Annotated in this window: 14 protein-coding genes; 8 read left to right on the top strand and 6 right to left on the bottom strand. The window is 66.6% G+C overall.

The features are described 5' to 3' along the window. Positions 1-18: 18 nt before the first annotated feature. The 3 genes from mgtA to AC5P98_RS19735 form a co-directional block, all read right to left on the bottom strand. Entirely contained in the window at positions 19-2,778 is a 2,760-nt protein-coding gene (gene mgtA, locus AC5P98_RS19745; RefSeq protein WP_049408748.1) for a magnesium-translocating P-type ATPase, read from the bottom strand. Positions 2,779-2,841: 63 nt separating this feature from the next. After that, complete coding sequence (locus AC5P98_RS19740; protein ID WP_005413574.1) at positions 2,842-3,141, bottom strand: hypothetical protein; 300 nt, start codon at positions 3,139-3,141, stop codon at positions 2,842-2,844. Between the two features lie 292 nt (positions 3,142-3,433). Then, positions 3,434-3,733, bottom strand: coding sequence for an EF-hand domain-containing protein (locus tag AC5P98_RS19735; RefSeq protein WP_049408749.1), 300 nt, complete (start codon positions 3,731-3,733; stop codon positions 3,434-3,436). Positions 3,734-4,091: 358 nt separating this feature from the next. Between AC5P98_RS19735 and AC5P98_RS19730 the strand changes: the two genes are divergently transcribed. From AC5P98_RS19730 to AC5P98_RS19715, 4 genes are all read left to right on the top strand, one after another. After that, positions 4,092-4,826, top strand: a complete 735-nt coding sequence (locus AC5P98_RS19730; protein ID WP_049408750.1) for a CS1 fimbrial subunit B flags: Precursor — start codon at positions 4,092-4,094, stop codon at positions 4,824-4,826. A 125-nt stretch (positions 4,827-4,951) separates the two neighbouring features. Next, positions 4,952-5,452, top strand: a complete 501-nt coding sequence (locus AC5P98_RS19725) for a CS1 type fimbrial major subunit (protein ID WP_049408751.1) — start codon at positions 4,952-4,954, stop codon at positions 5,450-5,452. Between the two features lie 58 nt (positions 5,453-5,510). Next, positions 5,511-8,015 (top strand): TcfC E-set like domain-containing protein, encoded by a 2,505-nt coding sequence (locus tag AC5P98_RS19720; protein WP_049419557.1) that lies wholly within the window; start codon positions 5,511-5,513, stop codon positions 8,013-8,015. Positions 8,016-8,038: 23 nt separating this feature from the next. After that, positions 8,039-9,250, top strand: coding sequence for a hypothetical protein (locus AC5P98_RS19715; protein WP_495230173.1), 1,212 nt, complete (start codon positions 8,039-8,041; stop codon positions 9,248-9,250). A gap of 57 nt (positions 9,251-9,307) precedes the next feature. Here AC5P98_RS19715 and pip read toward each other — a convergent pair whose 3' ends face one another. Continuing rightward, on the bottom strand, positions 9,308-10,255 hold the full coding sequence (pip, locus tag AC5P98_RS19710) for a prolyl aminopeptidase (protein ID WP_049406614.1): 948 nt from the start codon (positions 10,253-10,255) through the stop codon (positions 9,308-9,310). A 114-nt stretch (positions 10,256-10,369) separates the two neighbouring features. Between pip and AC5P98_RS19705 the strand changes: the two genes are divergently transcribed. Both AC5P98_RS19705 and AC5P98_RS19700 read left to right on the top strand, forming a co-directional pair. Further along, complete coding sequence (locus AC5P98_RS19705; protein ID WP_049406611.1) at positions 10,370-11,035, top strand: TraX family protein; 666 nt, start codon at positions 10,370-10,372, stop codon at positions 11,033-11,035. A 465-nt stretch (positions 11,036-11,500) separates the two neighbouring features. After that, complete coding sequence (locus AC5P98_RS19700) at positions 11,501-11,857, top strand: hypothetical protein (protein ID WP_032962681.1); 357 nt, start codon at positions 11,501-11,503, stop codon at positions 11,855-11,857. Positions 11,858-11,962: 105 nt separating this feature from the next. On the opposite strand, the gene AC5P98_RS19695 is transcribed toward AC5P98_RS19700, so the two are convergent. Next, positions 11,963-13,360 carry a phosphatase PAP2 family protein gene (locus AC5P98_RS19695; RefSeq protein WP_049406608.1) on the bottom strand — a complete coding sequence of 466 codons (1,398 nt, stop codon included), beginning with the start codon at positions 13,358-13,360 and terminating at the stop codon, positions 11,963-11,965. A 112-nt stretch (positions 13,361-13,472) separates the two neighbouring features. Then, positions 13,473-15,668, bottom strand: coding sequence for a TonB-dependent receptor (locus AC5P98_RS19690; RefSeq protein ID WP_495230172.1), 2,196 nt, complete (start codon positions 15,666-15,668; stop codon positions 13,473-13,475). A gap of 258 nt (positions 15,669-15,926) precedes the next feature. Here AC5P98_RS19690 and AC5P98_RS19685 point away from each other — a divergent pair, with 258 nt between their 5' ends. Then, a complete protein-coding gene (locus AC5P98_RS19685) occupies positions 15,927-16,511 on the top strand; it encodes a TetR/AcrR family transcriptional regulator (RefSeq protein ID WP_014647283.1) in 585 nt (194 codons plus the stop codon). Positions 16,512-16,588: 77 nt separating this feature from the next. Next, entirely contained in the window at positions 16,589-17,677 is a 1,089-nt protein-coding gene (locus AC5P98_RS19680) for a DNA glycosylase AlkZ-like family protein (protein WP_049406620.1), read from the top strand. Positions 17,678-17,949: the final 272 nt, after the last annotated feature.

Genomic DNA, 17,949 nt, shown 5'->3' with positions numbered 1-17,949 from the left:
TGGACAAGCGGCGGGCGCTTACTGCCAGCCGTAACGACGGATGTAGAACTTCTTCAGCGCGGTGGTCAGCACCGCATAGCCGAACAGGATCGCCACCAGGAACGGCCAATAGCCAACCGGCAGCGCCTGCAGCTTGAAGTAGCCGGCCAGCGGGCTCATCGGCAGGGCCACGCCGATGGCCATGATCAGGCCGGTCATCAGCAGCAGTGGCGGCGCGGCGATGCTCTGCAGGAACGGCACCTTCGGCGTGCGGATCATGTGCACGATCAGGGTCTGGGTCAGCAGGCCGACCACGAACCAGCCGGACTGGAACAGGCCCTGGTCGGCCGGCGTGCGGGCATCGAACACGTACCACATCAGCGCGAAACAGCTCAGGTCGAAGAGCGAGCTGATCGGCCCGAAGAACACCATGAAGCGGCCGATGTCCGCCGGGTTCCACTTCAGCGGCTTGCGTACCAGTTCCTCATCCACGTTGTCGAACGGAATGGCGATCTGCGAGATGTCATACAGCAGGTTCTGCACCAGCAGCTGCAGCGGCAGCATCGGCAGGAACGGCAGGAAGGCCGAGGCCACCAGCACCGAGAACACATTGCCGAAGTTGGAGCTGGCGGTCATGCGGATGTACTTCAGCATGTTGTTGAACGTGCGCCGGCCCTGGATGACGCCTTCCTCCAGCACCATCAGGTTCTTTTCCAGCAGGATGATGTCGGCCGCCTCCTTGGCGATGTCCACCGCGCTGTCCACGCTGATGCCGATATCGGCTGCGCGCAGCGCCGGTGCATCGTTGATGCCGTCGCCGAGGAAGCCGACCACCTTGCCCTGCGCGCGCAGCTCGCGTACCAGCCGCTCCTTGTGCAGCGGCGTCAGCCGGGCGAATACGCGGTGGTGGTGCAGCGCCCGCGACAGCGTGCCGTCGTCCATGCGCTCGATCTGCGGGCCGGTCAGGATGGTGTCCGCGTCCAGCCCCACCTGTGCGCAGACACGGGCGGTCACCAGTTCGTTGTCGCCAGTGAAGACCTTGACCTCGACACCGTGTGCGGCCAGCGCCTGCAGCGCCTGCGCAGCCGACTCCTTAGGCGGGTCCAGGAAGGCCACGTAGCCGACCAGGGTCAACCCGCACTCGTCCGCTTGCGAGTAGGCGCTCTGACTGGCCGCGGTCTCCTTCATCGCCACCGCCACCACGCGCAGGCCCTGTTCGTTCAGTTCCTCGGTGGTCTGCCGCACCCGCGCCAGGCGGCGCTCGTCCAGTGGCATGTCCTGGCCGTTCTCGCGCACGGTGCTGCACACCGCCAGCATCTCTTCCACCGCGCCCTTGCAGATCAGCTCATGGTGGTCCTCGCGCTCGGACACCACCACCGACATGCGGCGGCGCTCGAAGTCGAACGGGATCTCATCCACCTTGTGGTAGTCCTGCGACAGCCGCAGCGAACTCTGCAGCTCCACATGCTCCAGCACCGCGCGGTCCAGCAGGTTGATCAGCCCGGTCTGGAAGTGGCTGTTGAGGTAAGCGAACTTCAGCACGTCTTCCGAATCGTGACCGAACACATCGGTGTGGCGCTCCAGCGCGATCCTGTCCTGGGTGAGCGTGCCGGTCTTGTCGGTGCACAGCACTTCCATCGCGCCGAAGTTCTGGATCGCATCCAGGCGCTTGACGATCACCTTGCGCCGCGACAGCAGCACCGCACCCTTGGCCAGGGTGGAGGTGACGATCATCGGCAGCATTTCCGGCGTCAAGCCCACCGCTACCGACAGCGCGAACAGGAACGCCTCGGTCCAGTCACCCTTGGTCCAGCCGTTGATCAGCAGCACGAACGGCACCATCACCAGCGCGAAGCGGATCAGCAGCCAGCTGACACTGTTGACGCCGGCCTGGAACGCGGTGGGCGCACGGTCGGTAGCGGTGCTGCGCTGGGCCAGCGTGCCGAAGTAGGTGCGGTTGCCGGTGGCCAGCACCACGGCGGTGGCGGTGCCTGACACCACGTTGGTGCCCATGAACAGCAGGTTGTGCTGCTCCAGCAGGCCAGCCAGGCCATCGCCGGGGTGCGCGAACTTTTCCACCGGCAGCGATTCGCCGGTCATTGCGGCCTGTGCCACGAACAGGTCCTTGGCGGTCAGTACGCGGCAATCGGCCGGAATCATGTCGCCGGCCGACAGCACGATGTGGTCACCGGGCACCAGCTCACGGATCGGCAGGTCCAGCAGGCGAGCCGGGCGACGGCTGTGCAGGTGCGCACCGAAGTACTGGTCGGCCACATCGGCGGCCTCGGTGCCCGGATTGCGGCGCAGCACGCGCGCGGTGTTGCCGACCAGTGCCTTCAGCCGCTCGGCTGCACGGTTGGAGCGGCCTTCCTGCACGAAGCGGATCAGCGTGGACAGCAGCACCATCGCACCGATCACCACGGTGGCCTTGATGTCCTCGGTCAGCCAGGACACCGCGGCCAGTACGGTCAGCAGCAGGTTGAACGGGTTGCGGTAGCACTGCCACAGGTGCCGCCACCACGGCAGCGGCTTTTCGTGATCCACCTCGTTGGGGCCGAGCGTGGCCAGCCGCTCCTCGGCTTCATGCGGGCTGAGGCCATCGGCATGCGAATCCAGCGTCGCAAGCAGCTCGGCTTCCTCCTGCTGGGCAAGGGTGACCAGGCCGGTGGTAAGCGCGAACGGTGCGGCCTCGGCGCTGCCCGGGCCAAAGCCGGCTTCGGGCATCGCGCGGCGGCGGAACAGGTTGCCTGCGCGACGGCTGCGCAGGAAGGCATTGAACCAGGCGTTGAGCAGGCTCATGGGACGCTCCTCGAATGTCAGAGCCGGCCGCAGCCGGAACACGAACGGAATGGGTGAGACAGTTCAGGCGTGGCGCATCGCCAGCACCGCCGGCGACCACGGCTGCATGTGCAGGCGCTGGCTGCCACCAATGCACAGCGGCTTCATCGCATCGCGCAGCGGGTAGGGCAGATGGCGCAGCACGGTGATCCGCTCGCTGATCGGCAGCAGCGACAGCGCGTCGGCCACCACGCGCGGCGAACCGAGCGACAGCGAACGGGCAAACATGACCGGTCCGTGCTGCAGCAGCTGGCTGCGCAGGGCGGCAACATCGCGCTCACCGATCAGGCGGCGCAGGGTGATGTAGAGGATCTTGTAGGACATGGGGGCGATCTCCAGGCAGGCGGCACCTGGCGGTCCCCCGTCACTCAGGCAGGCAGGGACCGGCGGGCAGGCGCCAGGAACAGGCAACAAGCGGGCATCCGGGGCGCGGTGCGCCCGGCAGGGTCGGGGTCCATCTGCGTCTCCATGAAGGAAGAGGCCAGCCAGGGTTGCCCTGGCCAGTGGCGCTATTGTCCGCCCCTGAATGGGGCAGGCCTAGAGGCCCGTGGGTTAGCCCGGCTATACCTTGGTATAGCCGGGCGTATGCGGTGCCGATCGAGGGTTCAGTGGTGGGTCAATGCGCGCCGCTGGTCTGCTTGCAGACGTCGTACTCGCCACGGGTCAACGTCTTGTCACGGTCGGTATCGCAGGCATGCAGGCGCTCGGCCCAGTCGGGTGCCACGGCATCCACTTCGGCCAGCGTGACGATGCCGTCCTTGTCCTTGTCCAGCGACTCATACGGCGGTATCAGCTTCACTTCGGTGACGTCCTCGGCGGCGGTGGCCTTGCTCGCCTCCTGGGTTCTGGAACAGGCGCCCAGCAGCAGGCCGATGGTGATGAGGAGGACAGCAGAAACGCAGCGAATACCGGTCATGACAGGCTCCAGAAGTGGGGGCGCGGGCCATGGCTGTGGATGGCCACGGCCGGATATTCGGCCCGGATCGGTAAGCGAGCTGCGAAGAACCGACCGGGTCACCAGATGGCGGTGGGCCACCGTTCACCCGCACGCCCCATGCGTGTACCGGCCGTCGATGCTGTTCCAGGGCGTGCCGTAGCGAAACGTGCAACGGGCCGGTGCGCCGCGGCCGAGTGCGCGAACAGGATTTCCGGGCTGACCCAGGCGGAGTCGCTTTGGAAGGTCGGAAATATCTGACCTTTTTGCAAGTTGTTGCATGGCCTGATTGTAAATCTGCCGTGAAACTAACCGCTCGCCTCTCCCCCGCGAGTTCGTCATGCAACGCGCACTCATTCTGATCCTGCTGGCCCTGTTCGTCAGCAGCGCCCATGCCACGACACCACAGATCAACGTGGGTCTCCTGTTCGATCATCTTGCGCCCGCGCAGAGCAACTTGCTCAAGCGCATACGCAATACCGGTGATGTGACCGCATACGTGCGCGTTGAGGTCACCGAGATGCACTTCGATGCAGACGGCAAGGTTGTCGAAACGCCAGTGGACACCGTGGCGCTGGTACGCAATGCACCTGGCGCGCACGGGGTGATCGCCAGCCCCAGCCGCCTGATCATTGCCGCCAATGGCCAACAGGCGACGCGCCTGGTCTATCGCGGTGACCGCGATGAGGAGCGCTACTACCGGCTGCGCTTCATTCCGGTGGTGCCGAGCGCCGAGGAGTTTTCGCTCAGTGATGCGCAGGTGCAGGAGATCACCGGGCTGACTTCGGCAGTTCGCGTGTTCACCGGCTACGGCACCATCCTGTTCGTGGCACCGCGGAACACGCGCTATGACACCCGTGTGCAGGACGGTCACGTGCACAACGGTGGCAACGCCACGGTGGTGCTGGACAACCTGCGGTACTGCGAGCGAAGCAGTCCGGATGCCTGCACGCCCGGCATCATCGTCCATGTCCGGCCCGGGCGAACCTATGCGCTGCAGGCCGACGACAGCCGGTTCGCCCGCTACGACCTGAGGGAGGGCGACGACCGCCGCAGCATCGACTCGCGCCGCTGATCGTCCGCCCATCTCCCCTTTCTGCAACGTCCCCACCGGGTTCGCCAGGCGCCCGGCGGGGAGGCTGTGTCTTCGTCCTGGCGTCGTATCCCATCGTATCCATCCACCGATCCCGGAGCATTTCCATGTCCCTGAAGAAGTACGCCCTGGCTGCAGCCGCTGCAGCCCTCATCGCACCGGCTGTCAGCCTGGCAGCCACCGAATCCAAGTCGATCACCGTCAACGTGACCGCCGACGTCCCGAACACCGCTGGCCTGCAGGTGTCCACGCCTGACGGCTGGGAAGGCCTGCCGCAGAACCTGCCGTGGGACACCGCGCGCGAAACCCTGGGCGAACTGACCGGGCGCGTCATCAACATCAAGTCGCCGGCTGCCATCACCGCCTACCTGACGTCGCCGGCACAGATGGCGTCGGCCGCAGACGTCGTGGACCTGGTGGTGAAGCTGGACAACGTGGAGGTTCCGGCAACCGCCGCCGCCAAGATCACCGTTGCCAACGCGGCCCAGGCCGCCGCGGGCAAGTCGCTGGCCTTCGCCATTGCGCCGACTGCGCCGACGGGCGGCTACAAGCAGGGCAGCTACGGCGGCCAGTTCCACATGATCTTCGAAAGCGACATCACCCCCTGAGTCCTTTCAGGCGCCCCGTCGCATCCAATGATGCGGCGGGGACGCCGGAACAGCGCCCATGCTCTCGTCCTCCAACCACCGTCGATTCCGACTGGCCCGGCTCGCGACCGCGATCGGTGCCGTGGTCCTTGCCACCTCAGCGCATGCGGCCGGCCTCGCGCCGGGCGAGCTGCCCAGCCTGCTGCAGCAGCGCGAACGCATGCCGGCCGAGTTCCGCGAGCACCTGTTTGGCAACCCGCTCACCGTGCGCGTGGAGCTGGACGGCCAGTATCTGGGTGACGCCGAGGTTCTGCTGCACGAAGACAACCGGGTGCAGGTGATCGGCTTTGGTGACAGCCACGAAAGCCGGCTGGCACAGACCGAGCGTGCCCGTTGGGGCGAGCAGCTCGCTGAACCGATGGCGCTGGGCGTATGCAGGCAGCAGTGCCGGGGCATGGCAGCGCTGCACTACAGTCTGTCCAACTCGCTGCTGAGCGTGCTGACGCCTGCCGGCGCGCAGAAGGAGCGGCGCCACATCGCCTTGCCGGACGCGGGCAGCCGGGGGTTGATCGTGCGCAACAGTCTTGCCGTGCACGGCGGCCAGGAACAGCAGGCCACCGTACGCTACAGCGCCGAACTGCGCGGCAGTGCCGGCCACTGGAGCACGGTTGGCAGCTACCAATACTACGCCCAGCCCGGCAGCAGCGAGCACTACCTCAGTGCCCTGTATGCCCAGCGCGAACTGGGAGATCACTTCGTTCGCGCCGGCTACTTCCTGCCCAGCTTCGAGGGCATTGTGCGCCAGCCCCGCGCGCCGGGTACGCAGAACGATACGGCGCTGGGCCTGCTGTTCGGATCCTCGGACGTGCTGCTGGCCGATACGCGAAGCCCCAGTGTCTATCCCGTCTATGTCACCGCCAGCGGCGAAGGCGTGGTGGAGATCTACCGCGACGGGAACCTGCTGTCCACGCAGGCCGTCAAGCCCGGCATCCAGGAAATCGATACGCGCCGGCTACCCGGCGGGATCTACGATGTGGAACTGCGGGTGGTCCAGGACGGCCGCGAAGCGTCCCGCGAAAGCGCCTCCATCCACAAGCCCAGCCGCTGGCAGGATCCCAGCCGGCGGTGGCGCTACAGCGCGTTCGCAGGGCAGCAGCGCGGGTTGCTGGCCAGCGCCGGAAGCGCCCGCGAGGGCGGCGCCGCGGCCGGTGCCGTGGTCAATTACCTGTTGCATTCCCGTGCGGTGGCCGGGGCCACCGTGCAGCGGATCGGCGCGCGGCATGCGGCGGGTGTGTCGATGGACTGGCAGGCCAGTGACCGCTTCAGCACCTACACCAATGTCTATACCTCCAGCGACGCCGGGCGCGGCGTGGACCTGCAGGGCCTGTACCGCTATCGTGCCGGCTCGGTGGTGGCCAACCATGCGCGCGGTTGGGTGGAACAGCGCGAGCGCGTCGTGGCGGATGCGAGCAGCGCCCCACGCTGGGAGACCCGCGGCGGCTGGCAGGACACCACGGCCATCTCGATCACGCATCGTTTCGGGCACCGCGACACTGCCAGCCTGCGCGTGGCCCGCAGTTCGGGCTTCACCCGCGGGACCGGCATCGATGTCTCGTACGGGCGCCGGGAGACGGTGTTCGGCAAGCATGATGTCAACTGGCGCGTTTCCGCCTATGACCGCCCCGGCGCCCGCTACACGGGGTACCGGCGGCAACGCGGCATCGACCTGACGGTGAGTGTGTCGCTGGGCAGCGATCGACGCAGCTACAGCGGCAGCCTGGGCAGCCGCACCGGCGAAGCCGGACGCCGCGACACCTATGTGACCGCGACCGCCACACAGCGCGTGGACGGAGCGGTACTGCAGAGCGTGAATGGCACGGTCACCGCCGAACGGGGCGGGCTGGGCGCAGGCGCGGGTGCCTCGCTGCAGGGCGCGTTTGTGGAAGGTGACATGCAGGTCTACCGCGGCGCGGCGTCGGGTCGCATCAGCGGCACCGCCAACCTCGACAGCACCGTGGTCATTGGCGGTGGGCGCGCCGCCGTGCTGGGGCAGGGGCGCGGCAGAAGCGCCGATACCGGGCTGATTGTCGATGTCCGCAGCGATTATCCCGATCTTGCCCTGCGTGCGGACGACAGCCACGGTGGCGGCGTTGCGCTGCGCCCGGGCCGCAACTTCGTTCCGGTGGCCGCGTATCGCGCAGGCCACGTGCAGTTCGATTTCCAGGGCCGGCATGCGCCGTCGGCAACGCTGCAGCCCTCGGTCGTCAGCTATCACCTCAACAAGGGCGGCGTGATGCATGCCACGCTGGACGTGCTGCGCACCTTCACCGTCATGGGCCAGGTACTGGATGCAGACGGCAACGGCGTGCGCGGCGTGCAGGTGATCAACCACGCCGGCCGCAGCGTCAGCCAGGAGGACGGCTTCTTTACCCTGGAACTGAGCGCCCGTGCGCCGGTGGTGGAGTTGCGTTACCCCAACCTGGTCAGCTGCACGCTGACGATGGAGGAGGGGCGCTACCCCAGGGAAGGGGATGTGTTGATGGTGGGCACCGTCGGATGTCCAGCCCCACTGGCAGGTCCGTGAGCGAACGCAGGAGAAACTACGTCATGGCAAACACTGTACTTCGTTCTCGAACATTCCAATCATCCATCGCACTCTACCTCGTTGGGCTCCTGCTGTTCCTGCCGCTGCCGCCTGCGCGTGCGGTAGATCTGCAGATTACCGCGGAGTTCAGGCCGACGGCGCTTGATCCCACCCACAACCGTTTCGTCAATACCACACCGCAATCAGGGTACTGTGCCCAGCACTCGGGCTACTGCAAGCCAGGCGACTTCACCATCAACACGGGCCTGAACGTCAGCCAGCGGCGGCTGTTCGGGGGGGGGGAGGAGGCGCGCGAGAAGTGGTACCTCGGCGCCGATGGAAACTGGCGCGACGTGACGGTTGTCAACGCCGCAGGCCATGAACTGAAGGCGCGCATACGACTGTTCCTCGTCGGCATGGAGTGGGGTTTGGCTCACGATGGCACGTCACCCGGGCTATATGGATCATCTACAGGAGGTTGCGCCGGACGAACGGGCGTTGGAAATGCGACGTTCTATCGATACGCCTGGGAAGTGCCAGAGCGCAGTGCGGTCTGCGCGCGCAATCCGCGTGCTACCACCGATTCCGTCGCGAACTATCTGCGATTCTCCATTGGCTATCACCTTGAAACCCCTAATCCGTTGCGGGCGCAGGATGGACAGTACAGCGGCAGCGTGACGTACACGGTTGGCAACGGGCAGCAGATCGACCTGGGGCAGGGTGACTATTCCGACTCGGAGCTGACACTGCAGCTGTTGCTGGACGTGGTCCACGACTTCAAGGTGCGTTTTGCAAGCGAGCGTCCAACCGTCAAGCTTGCCCCGGAAGGAGGCTGGGCACAGTGGAACGATCATGGCCTAACCCCGGCACGCCTCTATCAGGAGCTCCCTTTCTACCTGACTACGTCGATGGACTTCAGCATGAAGCTGCGGTGTGAGCACGACGCGGGCAATCGCTGCGGCATTCGCAATCAGACGATTGGGGAGGTTGTACCGGTGGATGTGGACGTCACCCTGCCCGGCATGCGCAATCTGCGCGATGGGCGCCCGGCGCAGGACACACCGCTGTCGCCCGACGACGCACAGGCGCCGCGCTTCACACCGGATGGCTATCTGATGCAGCGGCGGTCGACCTTGCGGTTCACCGCAGGACGGGACGCCGTAACAGAGATGCTGAAGGCGCCAGGCTCGCATTGGGAGGGCAACATGACCGTGGTGTTTGACGCCAACCCGTAGTCGCACGCGGGAGTGTGTTGCGGGGTGCCGGCCAGCGGCCGGCACTACCCCAGGCGTTCAGAACCGGTCGGCAAAGGCATCCGTCGCCCGCACCAGCGCATCGACCGTGGCCGGCTCGTTGGCGCTGTGGCCGGAGGTCACCATCTCCAGGCGCGCTTCCGGCCAGGCCTTCGCCAGGTCCCACGCGCTGCGCGGCGGGCAGATGATGTCGTAGCGCCCCTGCACGATCACGCCGGGCAGGTGGCGGATGCGTTCGATGTTGCGCAGCAGCTGGTCCGGCTCCAGGAAGATGCCGTTGCGGAAGTAGTGCGCTTCGATGCGGGCCTTCGCCAGGGTATCCAGCGGATCATCGGTGGATTCGGTATCCACGTCGTGCTGCAGGGTGGCCGCATTGTCTTCCCAGCCCAACCAGGCCTGCGCGGCTTCGATGCGGGTTGATTGATCCGGGCCATCCATGCGCGCCCAGTAGGCCGCGATCATGTCGCCACGCTCGGCTTCCGGGATATAAGCCTCGTAGCGGTCCCAGCGCTCCGGGAAGATCCAGCGCGCACCGCCATCGGCCTCGGCGAACCAGCGGTTCTCGATCTCACGACCGAGGAATACGCCACGCACGATCAGGCCGGTGGCGCGTTCCGGATGCGCCTGCGCGTAGGCCAGCGACAGCGTGGAGCCCCAGGAGCCGCCATAGACCAGCCAGCGCTCGATGCCCAGGTGCTCACGCACCTTTTCGATGTCCGCCACCAGGTCCTGCGTGGTGTTGTCGCGCAGCTCGCCGAACGGCGTGGAACGGCCGCTGCCGCGCTGGTCGATCAGCACGATGCGGTAGCGCGCCGGGTCGAAGAAGCGCCGATGGGTCGGCGAGATACCGGCGCCCGGGCCACCGTGCAGGTACACCACCGGAATGCCCTCCGGCGTGCCGCACTCTTCGATATGAAGCGTGTGCAGATCGCTCACCGGCAGGGTGAATTCGCGGTAGGGCTCGATGGCCGGGTACAGGGTGCGCATGGCAGGTATCTCACAAGCAGGGGCGGCCAGCATAGCGCCGCCATCTCCGGCTTGCAGTGGCGGGCTCCTGCGCGGCGCTGGAAATGCGCTGGCCGATGCGCATAAGCTTCCGCGATGCAAGCGACCACGACCGGGACGTCCACGTTCAACCTCAGCCTCGGCAGCGGCGCGCGCGAGCTGTTGAAGTGGATCGCGCTGCTGGCCATGACCGGCGACCACGTGGCCAAGGTGGTGTTCGGGGGCTACGTGCCGGTGGTCAGCGAACTGGGGCGTATCGCCTTCCCGCTGTTCGCGCTGGTGATGGCCTGCAACCTGGCCCAGCCGGGCGCCGACCTGCGCAAATCGATCCGCCGGCTCGCGCTATGGGGGCTGATCGCGCAGCCGTTGCACGCCTTCGCGTTCGGTTCCTGGCTGCCGCTCAACATCCTGCTCACCTTCACCTTGGCGGCGGTGGCCGTGCATGCGCTTGCGAACAATCGGCCTGTGCTGCTGTTGCTGGCTGCCGGCGTGCTGCCGATGCTCGTGGATTACCAGTGGGCCGGCGTTGGCGCTGTGCTGCTGGCCTGGATCGCGTTCCGGCATCGAGCATGGTTGCTGCGCCTGCTCGCGCTTGCGGCGGTGTGCTGGGCCAACCACAACGGCTGGGCGCTGCTGGCCATTCCGATAGTGCTGCTGGCGACGCGGATGACGTGGCAACTGCCGCGTTGGCGCTGGATGTTCTACGGGTATTACGTGGGGCATCTGGCGGTGCTGGCGCTGGTTGCCCATCTGCTTGCGTAATGTCGGAACTGGCATGTCGCCTGTCTTGAAAGCCGGACGCGGTCAAGGAACGCGCGGTGCCGATGCGGGTGGAGCATGCTGCCATCGGCATGGTGCAAGTTGTTGAATTTTCGGCTCGATTATCGATATGCGACAATGCTGCGGCTGCGTGAACGTTGCTGTCTTTGCACTTGGGTTGTTGGCGCCTGCCACATCGTTGTGCACATGATGGGTTGCCATCGATAAAGGATGGCCGGGGCCTGGAAACCCCGTTGGTCGCATGTAGTTTGCGCTCGCCAGCCGGCGTCGCCTTGTGCGGCGTCGGCTGGCATTCCGTTCGAGCTTTATGGCGGGCGGTGCGTGGAGGTGGGTGAAAACCCACCTGCCGGTCAGTGCTTACGCGACCACCGGATTTCCAGCCACGTACCGTCCGCCGCCTTGATTGTTAAGGGCGGTGGTCCCGCATGCCTTGCACGGAGACCCGCCATGAATGCATCGGAGTTCCCCCATCAGCGCGCCCCGGCCAATGCCGATGAAGGACACGACATCCCGCCCGATCCCAACAACCTGACGGCCCTGCTGCATCGCATCGGGCTGGGCGCCGCCGCCGATGGCCAGCCCTGGCCAGAGCGTCATCAGCTGCCGGGCCGGTGCCTGGCGCTGGCCGACGCCGATGGCGCACTGGCCGGGCTGCGTATCGTGCAGGAGATCCTGCTGGCGGCCGAACGCGCCCGGCAGAACGGTGGCCCGGAACAGTACGTGGGCGATCGCGTGATGGAAGGTCTGAAGCTGGCCGCACTGGCGTTGACCAGCCACGCCATCTATCGCCTGCACCCTGAGTGAAACGAGCCAGGCATGGCCCGGCTCTACCGGGAATTTCAGTAGATCCACGCCATGCGTGGATGCTCTTGGCGGATCGGCCTGGCGCCAGCCAGGCATGGCCTGGCTCTACGGGTTCTTCGAGCGCCAGGTCGCCACGGCACCGGCACCCCACGCGATCCACAGGCCCATGGCGGCGAACACCATGGCCTGCAGGCTGGCAGCGAACACAAAGGGTTCGGCGCGCTGCGCAGCGGGCAGGCAGAACCCCGCCAACAGCAACAGGCCGGCCAGCAGCACGGCGGCAGAGCGCGCTGAGGACAGCTCCTGCGCCCGGCGTGGTGCAAATGCGCAGGCAACGGCCACGCTGAGCGGCAGCAGCATGGCCATGGTCCACCAAGAGAGGCCCGCCGCCAGGCTGGCGACCGCCAACACCGCCCAGCCTGCGCGCTCGTCGCGCCCGGGCTTCTGGCTGCAGGACAGCCGGCGCTCAAGCTCACGAATTGCCACTGCGGACAGTACGCCCAGCAACAACCCGACGCCTACGTCCGACCAGTAATGGACGCCCAGCCAGACCCGCGACAGCCCGGCCAGCAACCCGGCCATCAGTGCAAGCACCCCCAGCCCCAGGTGCCGCCAATAGCGGCCTTTGCCGGCGCTCCTGCCTGCCAGCCACAATGCAATCAGCAGGAAGAACGCCGTCGCGCTGGCCGTATGTCCGCTGGGCATGGCCGGGCCGCCGGCGCCGGACAGGCTCAGGCTGGGGTCGAAGCTGAAAGGCCGCGGCACTGCCACCCACGCTTTCAAGCCCTGCACGACCACGGTCACCAGCATCAGCGTCATCAGCATCAATCGCGCGACGCGCGCGCCGAAGACGACCCACAGCACCGGCATGGTCAGCAGGTAGAACCAGAACTCGCCCAGTACGTTGCCGACCGTGGCGACGGGGCCCAGCGGCCATTGCTGCGTCTGCTTGACCCGCTGAAGCTCTGCTTCACGGAAAGGCGTTGCTGGGTCAAACCCAGCCACGGGCTGCAGCGCGGTATCGGGCACATCGGGTAAACGTTCGAAAGCGCGCTCAAGCTGGTCCGGGAAACGGGTCCGCAGCTGGCGTGCTTCGTCGCGGGTGACCAGTCGCGCCTGGATGGTCTCGCGCCCAAGGTGCGGCGCGCCCAGTACATTGACGGCGTGGCCCTGCGCCTGCAGCGGGCTTCGGGCCTGGCAGCCGAAGACGTGTACGCTGCCTTCGGTCGCCAGCACGCCGGAGATCGTGGCTTCAATGCCGGTCTCCTCCAGGGTTTCCCGCAGCGCATTCTGCTGCGGTGTTTCAGCGGGCTCGGCGCCGCCACCGGGAAGTTGCCAGCGCGAAGCGAGGTCCTGCACCAGCAGCATGCGGTGGCTCGATCGGATGACACACACCGCAGCGGCGTTGGCGAAGTGGGGCGCCAGCAGGAGGCCGGCCAGCAGCGCGTATCGAGACGTGCTGGCCAGCCAGGTGATGATTGACGGACGTACGCCAACGGTCATGGGGCCATCGCAAAAGGTGGATTCGTGACGATGGTGCGACCGTGAAAAGGCAACCGCCATCGGATTCGTACGAATCCGATGGCAGATAAGCTGCGCGATGCGTGGATGCCTTTCAGAAATCCATCGTCGCAGAGAGCAACACCGTCCTCGGCGCACCCAGTGCCAGGCTCGACAACAACGGCATGCCCCAATAGGCCTTGTTGGTCACGTTGTTCACGCTGGCCCGCAGCGCAAGCGGTCGACCCTCCACGGTGGTGCTGTAACGCGCCCCCACATCGAACAACGTGCGCCCCGGCACCGACAGGCTATTGTCCGCACTGATGTACTGCTTCGACATCGCCGTGGCATTGCCGGTCAAGGTCAGGCCCTGCAAGGTCGGCACATCCCACTCCACGCCCAGCTTGGCCTGTCGCTGCGCCACGGCGGTGGCGATGCGTCCCTCATTCACGCCGCCTGCCGTGCGGGTCAGCTTCGGCCGTACATAGGCCACGCCGCCGAGCAGGCGCACGCCGTCCAGCGGTGCGCCGAAGAAGCCCCATTCCACGCCGCGGTTACGTTGCTCGCCGCCAAACGAGAAGATATTCGTGACCGGGTCGGTATAGCTGCTCGGTCGCTTGATCTCGTACATGCTGAAGGTGTGCGCGAAGCTGCCCAGGTCCAGCTTCAGGCCCAGCTCCTTCTGCCTGGTGCGGAACGGTGCGAACACATCGCCGGCATTGGCAGCGGTCATCGGCGCGGTGGCGCCCTGGCTGAGGCCTTCGATGTAGTTGGTGTAGAGGGCGATCGTGCCGGTGGCTTTCACCAGCAGGGCCGCTGCCGGCGTGGTGGCGCTCTCGTCGTAGCGCGAGGTGCGTGCACCCGTGGACACGTTGAAGGTCTCGCTGACCACCTGCTGGCGGCGCACGCCCAGCGTCAGCTGCACGTGGTCATCGGCGAAGGCGAGGGTGTCGGCGACGCCGTTGCTGTCCAGCGTCAGCTCGGTATGCGAGATGTGCGGTGCCACGAACGGCGCGGCCGGGCCCCACACCGGGTTGTACAGGTTGGTGGTCCAGTCCCAGCCCGGCACGCTGCGGCGACCGTAGTCGTTCTGGGTGTGCTGGTAGTGGGTCACGTTGGCGGCCCACTGGTGGCCGACGCTGCCGGTGTGGAACGAACCGCGCAGGCCGGCATCTGCGGACTGCTTCCTGATGTCGAAGGCGAGCTGGCCGATCACCGTGGTGAAGTCGCCGGCTGGATTGAGGATCTGCGCGCTGATCGAACCGTTGTAGCGGTAGTCGGTCCTGCTGGTGCCGTACGCGAGGTAGGCCATCAGGCTATCGTTGACATCCAGCTCGCCGCGCACCATCGCGCCCTTGTCCTGGCTGTCCACGTAGGCCCAATCCGGGTTGATCAGCGTATCCCCGCGTGGCGGGCGTGGAATGGCCACACCCGGTGCCAGGCCGACGCCACGCGCCGGGCCGTCAACGCGGTCGTCGGCGCTGTACAGATCGGCCGACAGCCGCATACGTTCGCCGCGCCAGTCCAGTGCCAGCGAACCGAGCTGTACCTTCTTGCGCTGCTTGCCGACGGCGCCGTCACCATCACGGTAGGCACCGTTGAAGCGGATGCCGAACTGCCTGTCGGCGCCGAGGCGACGGCCCATATCCACGTGGGTGCCGAACTGCGCATCGGAGGCGAAGTTGGCACTGACCCGCAGCAGCGGTTGCTCGCTTGCGCGCTTGGGCACCAGGTTGACGCTGCCACCGACCGAGCCGCCCGGCGGCATGCCGTTGAGCAGCGCAGACGGTCCCTTCAGCACCTCGATGCGCTCGAACATCTCCGGCGAGGTGCGGTAGTAGGGCGCCATGCCGCTGAGGCCATTGAACGTGGTGTCGCTGGTGTTGGAGGCAAAGCCGCGGATCGCGTAGTTCTCACTCCAGGCACCGGTGACGCCGTTGCTGAACACCGTGGGGTCGGTGGCGGCAATGACGTCGGTCAGGTCCTTGGCCTGGCGATCGCGGATGAAGGACTCGGTGTAGCTGACCGTATTGAACGGCGTGTCCATGAAATCCTTGTCGCCGAGCAGGCCGACGCGGCTGCCGGCAGCCACTTGCCCGCCCGCATAGTCTGCAGTGACCCGGCGTTGTTCCTGCACCTGTACCGACGGAAGGGTGGACGGCGCGGCGTCGGCCAGCGCGGCGAACGAGGCCAGCAGCCCCAGCGCGAGGGCGGACACCCGGTAGCGCCGGACCATGCCCGGCGAATACATCAGGCCGGAGGATGCGGCGGCAGCGCGATGCTGTGCAGAAGTGAAGTTGAAAACGGTCATGCCAGAGTCCTGTGAATCGCAGGCGCGAGCGCGCCTGGCGCGCTGCCGACGGCAAGCACGGGGAAAGGGCGCAGCGCAGGGTTGTTGGCTGGGTGGGGACCTGGCGGGAGGTGAGCCATGGGCTCGGTTACGGGTGCGCGGCGGACGCATTCCGAATTAGTTGAGTAAAGTAAACTAAATCAGTCGAAGCGGACAAGAGGGTCCCTTTGCTGGCACCCTCAGCAGGGTATGGACGCGCACCGCAAGAGTAGGCACCGTATGAGCACGCACCCCGATCCAACGGCGCCGACCCGTGGCCGCCCGCCCACCATCACCCCGGAGCGTCTGGCCGACATCGGCATCCGCCTGGGCCTGCCCAACCTGACCATGGCCAACGTGGCCGCCGAACTGGCGGTGACCCAGGCAGCGCTGTACAAGCGCGTGGCCAACCTGGAGGCGTTGAAGCGCCTGGTGGCGGAGGCGGTGTTCCAGCGCTGGCAGATTCCGCGCGCGTCGGTCGACGCACCGGGTGGGCTGGAGGCCTATCTGATGGGGTTCGTGGAGTCGCTGTGCGAAGTGGTGAAGGCGCATCCCGGGCTACCGCCTTACCTGCTGCGGCGCACGGTGGCGACCGCGCCGATGCTGGAAAAGATCGCCTCGCACCAGGCGCACGTGGCCGAGGTGTTCGGCCTGCCGGTGGACAAGGCGCGCTGGCTGCTGGCCACGATCGCGTTCTACTGCATCGCCGGTGCCGACACCATCTACGCGATTGCGGATGACGAAGAAGGGCAGGTGATCACCGAGTTCAAGCAGGGCATGCGGGCCCTGGTGATCGGTTCGCTGGAGGTATCGCGGCTTCGGTAGATGCACGCCATGCGTGGGTGCCGTTGCACGGTTCGCCACGGCCCCATCTACGGATGGCGTGGATCTACAATGCGGCCATGCCTGCCACGCCTACTCTCGATGATCTTCGCCGCTACGCGGTCGCGCGCACCCTGTTCAAGCCGACCACGCTGCTGACCGCGATCCGGCGGCTGGGCTTCGTGCAGGCCGACCCGATCCGCGCACCGGCACGCGCACAGGACCTGACCTTGCGCCACCGGGTGAAGGACTACCGCGCGGGCGATCTTGAGCGCCGCTACACGCGTCTGCCGGTGGAAGAGGATTGCCTGGTGAACTACGGCTTCCTGCCGCGCGAGCATCTGGCGCTGATGCACCCACGGGTTTCCAAGCGCGAGTGGGATGCCGAGACCCATCGCCGTGCGGCCGACGTGCTGGCCTTTGTGCGCGAGCGTGGCAGCGTGCACCCGCGCGAGGTCGACCAGGCGTTCGCGCATGGGCGAGTGACCAACTACTGGGGCGGCACCAGCAACGCCAGTACGCATCTGCTGGATGGCATGCACTACCGTGGCCTGCTGCGCGTGCAGCGGCGCGACAGCGGTACGCGCATCTACGCGGTGGCCGATCATGCCGAGCCCGATTCCAGCGAACAGGCGCAGATCGAACGTGCCGCCGCCCTGATTGATCTGGTAGTGCGCAAGTACGCGCCGCTGCCTTCGGCCAGCCTGACCTATCTGGTGCGCCTGCTGGGCTATGGCGCGCCGCACCTGGCCGAGCAGACCCGCAAGGCATTGGCGCTGGCCAAGCAGCAGCTGGCCAGCTGCACGTTGGAGGGCACCACCTGGTACTGGCCGGCAGACGAAAATCCGCGCTCGCGCCGCCATGCGCCGGACGAACAGGTGCGCCTGCTGGCGCCGTTCGACCCGGTGGTGTGGGACCGCCGCCGCTTCGAGCTGTTGTGGGATTGGGTGTACAAGTTCGAGGCGTACACGCCTGCACCGAAACGCCAGTACGGCTACTACGCACTGCCGGTGTTGTGGCATGAGCAGGTGGTGGGCTGGGCCAACTTGAGCGTGCGCGAGGGTGAGTTGGTGTCGAGCGTGGGCTATGCCGGCAAGTCGCTGGCCCGCGACAAGGTATTTCGTGGCGCGCTGGACGACGAGCTGCAGCGCATGGCGGAGTTCCTGTAGCGCCAAGCGGCGCATGGGTATCTATCGATCCCGGTAGCCGCCAACCTGGGTTGGCGCTGGCTTCCATCGGTGCCCACCAAGGTGGGCAGCTACCAGGGCAACACCGCTCAGGCCTGGTAGCCGCCAACCTTGGTTGGCGCTGGCTTCCGTCGGTGCCCACCAAGGTGGGCAGCTACCAGAGCAACACCGCTCAGGCCTGGTAGCCGCCAACCTTGGTGGGCGCTGGCTTCCATCGGTGCCCACCAAGGTGGGCAGCTACCAGAGCAACGCTG

This window comes from Stenotrophomonas sp. YJH_SMC_135 (genome assembly GCF_059372355.1).
Note: the sequence above shows the minus strand (reverse complement) of the source record. Positions and strands in the feature narration are given on the sequence as shown.